The sequence below is a fragment of the Bradyrhizobium sp. 23 genome, assembly GCF_023073295.1.
Taxonomy (GTDB): domain Bacteria; phylum Pseudomonadota; class Alphaproteobacteria; order Rhizobiales; family Xanthobacteraceae; genus Bradyrhizobium; species Bradyrhizobium canariense_D.
Genome location: NZ_JADPJF010000022.1, coordinates 104,127 through 114,533, shown reverse-complemented (window position 1 = coordinate 114,533; position 10,407 = coordinate 104,127). Strand labels below are relative to the sequence as shown.

Here is a 10,407-nt window from a genome sequence, read left to right as displayed (position 1 = left end):
CGCCTATCTCGCGCGCAAGGATTTTGCGCCGCAGGCCGAGCAGATCGTCTTCACCGCGAACGGCAAGCAGTCGCTCGCGGCCGCCCTCGCAGCCCTCGTTCCCACCGGCGGCCGCTGCGGCGTCGAGGCGCTGACCTATCCTTACGTCAAGAGCATCGCCGCGCGGCTCGGCGTGACGCTGGTCCCGATACCGATCGACGAATTTGGCGCGCGCCCCGACGCCATTCAGAAGGCGCATCGCGAGGCGCAACTGTCGGCATTGTATCTCCAGCCCATCATCCAGAACCCGCTCGGCGTCACCATGAACGCCACGCGGCGCGCCGACATCATGCGCGTCGCCGAGAAGCTCGATCTCACCATCATCGAGGACGCCGTCTACGGCTTCCTGGCCGACGACACGCCGCTGGCCGCGCTCGGCCCCGACCGCTGCATCGTGATCGACAGCCTGTCCAAGAAGGTCGCCCCTGGCCTCGCGCTCGGCATCCTGGTCGCGCCGCCGCGATTGCGCGAGGGCGTCATGAGCGCGGTCCGCACCGGCGGCTGGATCGCGTCCGGCCATGCGCTGGCGTCTGGACAGCGGCTGATGGCAGACGGCACCGTGGCCGAGCTGACGCGGCTGAAACGCATCGACGCCGCGCGCCGCCAGCAGACCGCGGCGAGGCTGCTCACCGGCTACCAGCTCGCCGCCGATCCGCGCTCCTATCATCTCTGGCTCACGCTGCCGGCACACTGGCGCTCGCAGACCTTCGTCGCCGCGGCAGCCCGGCGCGGCATCGCGCTGACACCGTCCTCGACCTTCGCGATCGCGCATGGCCACGCACCGAACGCAGTGCGGCTCGCGCTCGCCCCGCCTTCGTTCGAGCAGCTCGATTCCGGCCTGCGCACGATCGCATCGCTGCTCGGCACCAAGGAAGAGGATTTCGACTCGACGGAGTAATGCGGCGCTTGCCCCAAGCTCAGGCCTCCGGCCATTCCGCGATGAAGCCCCTCGCCTTGTAAGGCTCGATCTTGTCCCATTCGTGCAGCATGCGGCGGCGAAATTCGGGATCGGTGTGCCAGAGCGCGCGCGGCGTCGCAAAGCTGTCGACTGTGAGCAGCATTTTCTCGACCTCCGGCCAGTGCCGGTGCAGCGTCATCGGATAACGCCGCGCGGTCCAGGTGTTGCCGAGGCAGATCACGCTGCGGACATTGTGCAGCCCGAGCGCCGCGTCAATGATCGGCAGCGAGAGGATCACGTTCTCGCCGGTGTTTTGGGCACGATGTTCCTCGAGAATTCGGTCAGCCGGAATGCCCGCCGCGACCATCGCCGCCTTGATGATCGTGCACTCGGATTGCTCCGAGCCCGCCGTCACGCCGCCGCTGACAATCGACCAGCGGAACAAACCCTCGTGCCACAGCCGGGCTGCTGTGTCGGCCCGCAGCGTGACGTCCTCGCGGGTGCCGAACATGAACAACAGGTCGGCCGGCCGAAGTCGCGTATCGATCAGGTGCGCGCGGTTGATCCTGGCGATCTCATCCGCCGAAGGCCTCCGCGTGCTGCGATCCAGGGTTGACATGGCAGCACGATGCGACACTGCCGCAACGGCGCGAAGTCACGTTTGATTGCGGCCCGTTGCACCTAGGGCAGCAAGGCGCTCGGCACGCGATCGAAGCTGTAGCTCCGCGGCTGGTTACGCCGCACGAAGCCGCCGATCTGCCAGGCGAACAGCGCGGCAAAACCGATGATGAACAGCGCGCCGGCGAATTCGCCGATCGCAAGCGCCCGGATCAGGAGCCCCGTCATCGCCACTGCAAGCACCGCAAGAAAAGCCAGCATTGTCGCGTAGGTCCTGCGGCCAAGACCCGCGGTCAACTCGGCGTGGCTGCCGGCCTGCGCCATGCGCGCATGCAACCCGACGATGAAATTGCGAAAGCCATTGTCCTGCGGCGCCATCAGGGCCGCGGTCTGCCAGCTCGTCGAGAGGATTGCGATACGGCCGCCACCGGTGTGGCTGACATCGGCGCGAAAGCGGTGCTGCTGCATCGAGACGGGGCGGAACGACAGCCGGATTGCACTGATCTCGTCATAACGCCACAGCGAGGTGCGGCCGGCGATGTGCCAGGACAGCCCCTCCTCGGTCAGTTCGAAGCGATGCGCCGAGCCGATCAGCGACGCCTTGTAGGCATAGCTCGCACCCGCAGCCGGCTCAACTCCCGAATCCCGCATCTTCACAATCGATCCTATCCGGGCAATCCAGTCTGCGACCCGCTTGCGTGAGCGCCCTGCCCCATCCTACAAGCGAGACATGGCTGAGACGATTTTTTTTCCGCGCCGCCTGATTCTCGGCGCCGCCGTGATCTCCGGCGTGCTGCTCGCGCTCGCCGTGCACATGCTGGGCGCGCGCTACGGGCTCGATCTCGGCGGCCTCTGGCACTCGGACTCGCACGAGTTCATACCGGCGGGCGCGGCGATCGCCTGGTGGCTGATCGCCTCCGTCGGCTTCTCCGGCGGCTATTTCACGGCGACGTTGATGCAGAGCGCCGTCTCGGGCCAGATCCCGCAACGGATGCGGCAATTCCTCATCGCGGTCGGCGTGCTGCTGCTTGCGGGGGCTGGCCAGGTGGCCTCGGCGCCGAGCCCGGTCCCGACAGTCTCAGGCGTGCTGGCCGGGATTGCCGCGCTGGGCCTCGGTGCCGTGATGGCGTTCTGCGGCGCGCATTTCGCACTGCGCCGCGGCTAATTCCTCCGCACAGTTCATCCGCGCGACGGCGCGCCGATCCCGATCACGGCGGCAGCGAGCACGAGGACGGCGGCCGATACCACCAGCGATGCGTGCAGGCCGGTCATGAACGCGCCTTCCGAGGCCACCAGCGAACCGAACAGCGCAACGCCGAGCACGCTGCCTGTCTGCCGCGTCGCGTTCAGGACGCCCGCCGCGATGCCGGAGCGTGCCTTCTCGACGCTGCCCAGCAAGGTCGAGGTCAGCGGCGGCACCAGCAGCCCAAGCCCGCTGCTGATCGCGATCATCTGCGCAAAGATCGCCCAATAGCTTGTGCCGGCCTCGATCCACAGCAGGCCGAGACAGCCGAGCGCCGAGACGCAGGCGCCGACGACGATGGTCGGGCACGACCCGATGCGCTCGGCGAGACGCGGCGCCAGCAGATTGACCGGCAGCACCACCGCCATCATCGGCACGAAGGCGAGACCGGTCCACCACGCCGACAGGCCGTTGATCCTCTGGAAGTAAAGGCTGAGCACGAAGATCAGCCCGTAGATCGCGACGTTCACGAGCAGGCCGACGAGCGCGGTCAGGCTGAACAGCCGGTGATCGAACAGGGACAGGGGCAGCATCGGCTGCGTCGCGCGGCTCTCGCGCCAGACGAACAGCACCGGCAGGAAAGCGGCTGAAGCGAACGCCGCGAGCACAGCCGGATGCTGCCAGCCAAGCGCGCCCCCCTCGATGATCGCGCCGGCGAGCGCCCCCAGCGCACCAATTGCCGCGAGCTGGCCGGGCAGATCGATCTCGCGTGAGGGCGCGCGCGTGGTCTCGGTCGCATAGCGCCAACTCAGCCAAAGGCCGATGAGGCCGATCGGAAGGTTGACGAGAAAGATCGCGCGCCAGCCGACCAGCGTGATCAGCGCGCCGCCGACGAAGGGGCCCGCGGTGAGCGCGAGGCTCGCACCGGCGGCCCAGATCGCGACGGCGCGGCCGCGCTCGCGGTCGTCCGGATAGGCATGATTGAGCAGGGCAAGAGAATTCGGCACCAGGATCGCCGCCGCCAGACCCTGGACCAGGCGCGCCCCAATCAGCACGGTCGCATTGGGCGACAACGCACAGGCGAGCGATGCGGCGGTGAAGATTGCGAAACCCGCCATGAAGACGCGCTTGGCGCCGATGCGGTCGCCGAGCGCGCCGGCCGTCAGGATGAAGGCGGCAAACGCAATGGTGTAGGCACTGACAACCCATTGCAGCTCGGCGACGCCGCGGCCGAGCGTCCTGCCCATCGCGTCGAGCGCGGTGTTGACGATGGTGACGTCAAGCTGCACCACGCCATAACCAAGGCTCATCGCGGCAAGGGTGAGGGACGTCGCAAGGCGGGAGCCGGAATGCGGCGCGCCGGCTTCGAAGGCTTCGTATCTGGCGGTGCTTACTCGCATGCTGCCATCTCGGTTGCAGCCCCATGCGAACGATACGCTTCCTGCCCCTCGTCATGTTACGACAAGGGTCGAATGATGGATGCGGGACGGATGCGTCATGTTCGAGCGTCGCGCGGATGACCGCGCGACGCTCGATCCTGGCTACGCCTGGCCCTCAGCTCGCAGCGCGCAGATTCACCTTGCTCTCGGCGATCGTGGTCAGCTTCTTGTCGGTCGCCTTCTCTTCTTCCAACGTCTTGGCGAGCACGCTGGCGCAGTCGTTGCGGCCGAGTTGCTTGGCCCAGGCGATCAGGCTGCCGTAGCGGACGATCTCGTAATGCTCCGCCGCCTGTGCCGCGTTGATCAGCGCGGCGTCGAGCACCGCCTTGTCGGCGACTTCGCCGGCGGTCTCGTCGGCTTCCTCGATGATGCCGTCGATCGCGGGGCAATCGACCGCCTTCACCTGCGCACCGTGCATCTTGAACACTTCCTCGAGGCGCTTGACGTGCTCCCTGGTTTCTTCGAGGTGCGTCAAAAAGCCCTGCTTCAGCTGCGGATCGGTCGCCTTATCCGCCATTTTAGGCAGAGCCTTGGTGAGCTGCTGCTCGGCGTAATAGATGTCCTGGAGCTGATGCACGAACAGGTCGTTCATGGTCTTGATGTCTTTTGTGAACAATCCCATCGGTCCGATCCTCTCGGGTTGTGGGAACACGGAGGCACCGGCTCGCAGGAGAAGCCGGTTATTCCGCCATGTTCGATTGCTGATGGGGCACTAACCAGCGCACGGCATCGTCGTTCCAAAAAAGCCCGCATCCCTTGCGCTGGAACAATGCCGGCCATGCAGGGTCTGAGACTATGTCACGGACGGACGCGACCGGTGCCACGACTCATATGCTTAACGCGCGTCCGATGTGAACCGCGTATGACAAAGTAGCTGGTCCAAGGCAGAACCAATCCTTGTCAAGGGCTGCACAAGTCACTGTTTTTGCCTTAAATGAGCTACATCATGCCTAGCGATCCAAGCCCACATCGGGCACTGATCGCATCCGACCGGCCAATGTCTGGCCTGGTCGGTCTTGCCCCCCGCCGGGAGGATGAATGCACGGACTGCTGACCGCGCTGAAGCGCGGCTTCAAGAGATGGATCGGCTGGCGGCGACTCGGCGTTGCGGCGAGCGTCTTCATCATCGCGTTCGCGATCACCACGCTGGTGCGGACGCTCAAGGGCATCGACACCGGGGTCATCCTGACCGCGTTGACCGAAATCCCCCGCGGCAATATCGGGCTGGCGGCGATCTGCGTATGCTTCGCGTTCTGTACGCTGACCTTCTACGACTTTTTTGCACTGCGAACGATCGGCAAGAGGCACGTGCCTTATCGCATAGCAGCGCTCTCCAGCTTCACGTCCTATTCGATCGGCCACAATATCGGCGCCACCGTCTTCACCGGCGGCGCGATCCGCTTCCGGATCTATTCGGATTACGGGCTGAATGCGATCGACGTCGCAAAAATCTGCTTCCTGTCGGGCCTGACCTTCTGGCTCGGTAACATCTTCGTGCTCTCGATCGGCATGGCCATCCATCCGGATGCCGCCTCCTACATGGATCAGCTGCCGTCGTCGATCAACCGGCTGATTGCGATCGGCGGCCTCGCCTCGATCGGCGCCTATCTGGTCTGGCTGTGCATGGGCGAGAAGCGCCGCGAGCTCGGCCAGAAAGGCTGGAAGGTGGTGCTGCCGTCAGCGCCGCTGACGTTGGTGCAGATCCTGATCGGCGTCGTCGATCTCGGATTCTGCGCGCTGGCGATGTACCTTCTGGTGCCGGCCACTCCGCAGATCGATTTCCTGTCGCTCTCCGTGGTGTTCATTTTGGCGACATTGCTCGGCTTCGCCAGCCATGCTCCCGGCTCGCTCGGCGTGTTCGACGCCGCCATGCTGGTGGCGCTGCCCGAATTCGGCCGCGAGCAGCTTCTGGCCACGCTCCTCGTCTTCCGCATCCTCTATTTCGTGATCCCGTTCGGTCTTGCCATCTCCATCATGGGCGCACGCGAGCTCTGGATGAATGTGGTGGAGCCCTGGCAGGAGCGCCGACGGCTGGCGGAGGCCTGCGCGCAGGCCAACCTGCCCAAGCAGGTGGCAGCGATGGAGCGCGAGCGTTCGCTGCGGCAGGCCAGCAAACGCTGAGCGTGATCCGGACAAGTGCGAAGTGGTTTTCCGAAAAGATCATGCTCCCACGATAGTCCGCTAGACGCCGGCCGGCAAAACCGTCAGACCAATGTTGCAGGCGGAGAGCAGCTCTCTTATTTCCGCCTCAACTTTGCCGTTGAAGACGCGGGCCATGATCCCTTTATTCCATCGCCGTTTCCTCGCCGGTGCCCTGCTGCTCGCCGGGCTCCTCACCGCCTTCCCGCCGGAGCGGGCGGCCGCGCAGGACGCGGGCGCCATGCAGATCAGCTGGGAGGTGCGCAACCGCTTCCGGCTGTTCCGCGAAGAGCGCGACTTCCTGCTCCATGTCGAGAACGCGCGTAACCGCAGCATCCTCGCCGCCGAGCAATCGCTGGAGCTCCAGAGCGAGGGCCGCGGCTGGGCCCGCAACATGGTCAACCGGCTCTGCATCGACCTCCAAGGCCGGGTCAACCAGCCCTGCACCCGCGACAACACCAAGGAAAACTATCTCACCCCCCTCGACCATCCCGTCACTGTGCGCCTCGCCGGCGCGGTGCCGGTCGGCGCCACCTGCGCCTGGTCGTTCGACGACGGCGACGGGCCGCAACAATCCACCTTCGACTGCGCCGAGCCGATCAATCTGAGGGTCCGCTACGGCAAGCAGACGGTCGCAAGCGTCGATGTCTCCTCCGGCTCCAATCCGACCCAGCGGGTCCAGACCGAGATCCAGGTCCGGGACATCTTCGTCGCTGGCCTCGGAGACAGCATCGCCTCGGGCGAAGGCAATCCGGACCGGCCGCTGGCGCTGTCGGACGAAGGTTTTTGCTTCCGGTCCTATCTCGGCACCGCCGGCGCGCAGTATTACCGGCCGAGCCGCGCCGGCTTCAAGGGCGGCCGCGCCTGCGAAGCGCCGGATACGCTTGCCAACTGGCAGCGCTACAGCGCGCTCTGGTTCAACTCGCCCTGCCACCGATCGCTCTACAGCTACCAGGCCCGCACCGCGCTGGCGCTCGCGGTACGCTACACCCACGTCGCGGTGACCTTTCTGCCGCTCGCCTGCACCGGCGCCAGCATCAGCGACGGGCTGCTCGGCTCGCAACGCGCCCGCGAATGCCCGCCCGGCAAGACGGGCGTCTGCAACATCAGCGTGAACGCGCAGGTCGCCGAGCTGCGCGAGGCGCTGACCGCCGCCAGGAAACGCCAGCCAGAGCGCACGCTCGACCTCGTGCTGCTCTCGGTCGGCGCCAACGACGTCTATTTCTCCGGCCTCGTCGCCGACGTGATCGTCGAGACAGCAACCGAGCGCGCGATATTCCGCCGCTCCGGCGTGATGGCGAGCGTCGATGATTCCCGCGATGCGCTGGCGCGCGAACTGCCGCAGAATTTCGTCAAGCTGCGCGAGGCGCTGAAGCCGCTGGTCGGCGGCGACCTCTCGCATGTGGTCTACGTCTCCTACGCCAACCCGGCGCTCGCCGATGGCGGCGTGCCCTGCCGCGGCGGCCGCGCCGGCTTCGACATCCATCCGTCCTTCAACGCCGATCCGCAGCGCCTCGCCCGCGTCTCCACTTTCGTCGACACTGAATTCCTGCCGCAACTCAAGGGGCTCGCCACCTGCACCCGTGGCGCGCTGTGCCGCGATCCCGAGGCCGACCGCATGACCTTCGTGGATTCGCATCAGGCGGCGTTCGCCGATCACGGCTTCTGCGCGCATTCGGGCAACGATCCCGAATTCGACCGCACCTGCTTTACCGAGAACGGCCAGAGCTTCAATCCCGACATCGTGAGTGCGGCGAGCCAGCCGATGCTGTGCGGCCGCGGCGCCTCCGAATTCCGCGCCTATTTGCCGCGCGCGCGGTGGATCCGGGACGCCAACGACAGCTATTTCGCCGCGATGACCTATCCGCAAGGCCTGCCGGCGGCGAGCCAGCCGACCGACATTCATGACGCGACCTGGGGCGTGCTCTCCGCCGTCTACGGCGGCGCCGTGCATCCGAGCGCCGAAGGCCACGCCGCGATGGCGGACGCGGCACTGCCGGCGGCAAGCGCCGTGCTGGGTCTGGATGCGGCACCGCCGGGCGTGACACGCGGGCTGCTCGCGCCGCTGCTGCCGGCCGCGCGGCAGTAGACGCGCGCAGCCTCTAACCGCACACTGTCATCGTCCGCGCAGGCGGGCGATCCAGTACTCCGTGACAGACGTGATTGAATCGAGACGTCGCGGCGTACTGGATTCCCCGCCTTCGCGGGGAATGACAACGGCGCGCGTGGTGCGATCGGGTTCGCCGTCACCTCGATCGTTCCTCCCACCTGCCGTTCCATCAATCCAAAAGCAGCATCGATCGATACTGCCTTGAACTTGGACACTTTGCCGCGCGCACCTCTAGGAGTCGCAGTGGGGAAACGTTTCGAGTTCTAAGGAGGCGCGTCATGAGCGCAGTGATGTCCGCAGCGGATGTGAGAAGGTCTCGCGTCAGGCTGTTCATCGTGACCATGTTGTTCCTGGTCACGACCGTCAATTATGCCGACCGCGCCACGTTGTCGATCGCGGGGCCCGCGCTCTCCAAGGAGCTGCACCTCGATCCCGTCGCGATGGGCTACATCTTCTCGGCGTTCGGATGGTCCTATGTGATCGCGCAGGTGCCGGGCGGTTGGCTGCTCGACCGCTACGGCTCCCGGCTTGTCTATGCCTTCAGCATCATCGTCTGGTCGCTGTTCACGACGATGCAGGGCTGGGTCGGCTTCTTCAGCGCCGGCACCGCGATCACCGTGCTGTTCGGCCTACGCTTCCTCGTCGGTATCGCCGAAGCGCCGTCTTTCCCCGCCAACGCCCGCATCGTTGCGGCCTGGTTTCCGGGCAATGAGCGCGGCACCGCGTCTGCGTTCTTCAATTCCGGGCAGTATTTCGCCACCGTGATCTTCGCACCCTTGATGGGCTGGATCGCGCACGACTACGGCTGGCGCTACGTATTCTTCGTGATGGGCGCGCTCGGAATCGTCATGGGCCTGGTCTGGATCAAGACCGTCTACGGGCCGAAAGAGCACCCCGGCATCAACGAGGCCGAATTCGATTACATCAAGGCCGGTGGCGCGCTGGTCGACCTCGACGCTCCCAAGGAGGAGCGCGCGCCAGAGCCCGGCTCCGGATGGGACCATATCCGCCAGCTGCTTTCCAACCGCATGATGCTCGGCGTCTATCTCGGCCAGTACTGCATCAACACGCTGACTTATTTCTTCCTGACCTGGTTCCCGGTCTACCTCGTCAAGGAGCGCGGCCTGTCGATCCTGCAAGCCGGCTTCGTCGCGACCTTGCCGGCGCTGTGCGGCTTCATCGGCGGCGTGCTCGGCGGCGTCATCTCCGACGCGATCCTGCGGAAGACCGGCTCGTTGACGATGGCGCGCAAGATCCCGATCGTCGGCGGCATGTTGCTGTCGATGTCGATCATCGCCTGCAACTATGTCGACGGCCAGGCGCTGGTGGTCGGCTTCATGGCGCTCGCCTTCTTCGGCAAGGGCATCGGCGCGCTCGGCTGGGCTGTCGTCTCCGACACCTCGCCGAAGGAAGCCGGCGGCGTCTCGGGCGGCCTGTTCAACACCTTCGGCAATCTCTCCTCGATTAGCACCCCGATCGTGATCGGCTACATCCTGGCCGCGACCGGCTCCTTCAACGGTGCGCTGATATTCGTCGGCGCCAATGCGCTGGTGGCCGCATTCGCCTATCTCGTGGTCGTCGGCAAGATCGAGCGCGTGGTGCTCAAACGTTCCTCCTGAGGGCTCCCCATGGGAGCTTGACCAGGCAACTTAACGGCGGCTTCACGGCCGCCGTCTTTGTTTTGGGAGTAATCGATGCTAGAAGCGCCGGGGAAACGCCTTATCCATCTAAGGCATGTATCGATGTTCGACCTCAACCAGCTCCGCTGTTTCGTCACGGTGGCGGAGGAATTGCATTTCGGCCGCGCCGCCGCGCGGCTGAACATGACCCAGCCGCCGCTGTCCCGGCAGATCCAGGTGCTCGAGCACATCATCGATGCGCCGCTGCTGGAGCGTACCAGCCGCTCGGTGCGCCTGACGCCTGCCGGGCGCAGCTTCCTGCCGGAAGCGCGGCGCATCCTGAAGCTTGCTGAAAGCGCCTC

General features: G+C 65.8%; 10 protein-coding genes. 6 read left to right on the top strand and 4 right to left on the bottom strand.

Annotation, left to right across the window (positions count from 1 at the left end):
* Nucleotides 1-937: PLP-dependent aminotransferase family protein (locus IVB32_RS03640; protein ID WP_247409840.1), on the top strand; the 937-nt coding region annotated here is incomplete at its 5' end.
* 19 nt (nucleotides 938-956) lie between these two features.
* Here the strand turns inward: IVB32_RS03640 and IVB32_RS03635 are convergent.
* Entirely contained in the window at nucleotides 957-1,556 is a 600-nt protein-coding gene (locus IVB32_RS03635) for a YdcF family protein (protein WP_247377963.1), read from the bottom strand.
* 62 nt (nucleotides 1,557-1,618) lie between these two features.
* A complete protein-coding gene (locus IVB32_RS03630; RefSeq protein ID WP_247377965.1) occupies nucleotides 1,619-2,206 on the bottom strand; it encodes a hypothetical protein in 588 nt (195 codons plus the stop codon).
* A gap of 79 nt (nucleotides 2,207-2,285) precedes the next feature.
* Between IVB32_RS03630 and IVB32_RS03625 the strand changes: the two genes are divergently transcribed.
* A complete protein-coding gene (locus IVB32_RS03625) occupies nucleotides 2,286-2,720 on the top strand; it encodes a hypothetical protein (RefSeq protein WP_018457549.1) in 435 nt (144 codons plus the stop codon).
* A 14-nt stretch (nucleotides 2,721-2,734) separates the two neighbouring features.
* On the opposite strand, the gene IVB32_RS03620 is transcribed toward IVB32_RS03625, so the two are convergent.
* Together IVB32_RS03620 and IVB32_RS03615 are read right to left on the bottom strand one after the other, a co-directional pair.
* Complete coding sequence (locus tag IVB32_RS03620) at nucleotides 2,735-4,138, bottom strand: MFS transporter (RefSeq protein WP_247409838.1); 1,404 nt, start codon at nucleotides 4,136-4,138, stop codon at nucleotides 2,735-2,737.
* Nucleotides 4,139-4,292: 154 nt separating this feature from the next.
* The gene (locus IVB32_RS03615; protein WP_007612365.1) at nucleotides 4,293-4,799 is read right to left on the bottom strand and encodes a ferritin-like domain-containing protein; all 507 of its coding nucleotides are present in this window, start codon (nucleotides 4,797-4,799) and stop codon (nucleotides 4,293-4,295) included.
* A gap of 416 nt (nucleotides 4,800-5,215) precedes the next feature.
* Between IVB32_RS03615 and IVB32_RS03610 the strand changes: the two genes are divergently transcribed.
* From IVB32_RS03610 to IVB32_RS03595, 4 genes are all read left to right on the top strand, one after another.
* A complete protein-coding gene (locus tag IVB32_RS03610) occupies nucleotides 5,216-6,298 on the top strand; it encodes a YbhN family protein (RefSeq protein ID WP_247297161.1) in 1,083 nt (360 codons plus the stop codon).
* Between the two features lie 154 nt (nucleotides 6,299-6,452).
* Complete coding sequence (locus IVB32_RS03605) at nucleotides 6,453-8,405, top strand: hypothetical protein (protein WP_247297159.1); 1,953 nt, start codon at nucleotides 6,453-6,455, stop codon at nucleotides 8,403-8,405.
* 299 nt (nucleotides 8,406-8,704) lie between these two features.
* Nucleotides 8,705-10,045 (top strand): MFS transporter, encoded by a 1,341-nt coding sequence (locus IVB32_RS03600; protein WP_018457544.1) that lies wholly within the window; start codon nucleotides 8,705-8,707, stop codon nucleotides 10,043-10,045.
* Between the two features lie 123 nt (nucleotides 10,046-10,168).
* Nucleotides 10,169-10,407, top strand: a 239-nt coding sequence (locus IVB32_RS03595; RefSeq protein ID WP_247409837.1) for a LysR family transcriptional regulator, incomplete at its 3' end; no start/stop codon positions are given.

Excerpts from the sequence above, each read along its gene's own strand:
- IVB32_RS03610 (WP_247297161.1), top strand. The coding sequence starts at position 5,216 with ATGCACGGACTGCTGACCGCGCTGAAGCGCGGCTTCAAGAGATGGATC.
- IVB32_RS03605 (WP_247297159.1), top strand. The coding sequence starts at position 6,453 with ATGATCCCTTTATTCCATCGCCGTTTCCTCGCCGGTGCCCTGCTGCTC.
- IVB32_RS03630 (WP_247377965.1), bottom strand. The coding sequence starts at position 2,206 with ATGCGGGATTCGGGAGTTGAGCCGGCTGCGGGTGCGAGCTATGCCTAC.
- IVB32_RS03625 (WP_018457549.1), top strand. The coding sequence starts at position 2,286 with ATGGCTGAGACGATTTTTTTTCCGCGCCGCCTGATTCTCGGCGCCGCC.
- IVB32_RS03635 (WP_247377963.1), bottom strand. The coding sequence starts at position 1,556 with ATGTCAACCCTGGATCGCAGCACGCGGAGGCCTTCGGCGGATGAGATC.
- IVB32_RS03600 (WP_018457544.1), top strand. The coding sequence starts at position 8,705 with ATGAGCGCAGTGATGTCCGCAGCGGATGTGAGAAGGTCTCGCGTCAGG.
- IVB32_RS03615 (WP_007612365.1), bottom strand. The coding sequence starts at position 4,799 with ATGGGATTGTTCACAAAAGACATCAAGACCATGAACGACCTGTTCGTG.
- IVB32_RS03620 (WP_247409838.1), bottom strand. The coding sequence starts at position 4,138 with ATGCGAGTAAGCACCGCCAGATACGAAGCCTTCGAAGCCGGCGCGCCG.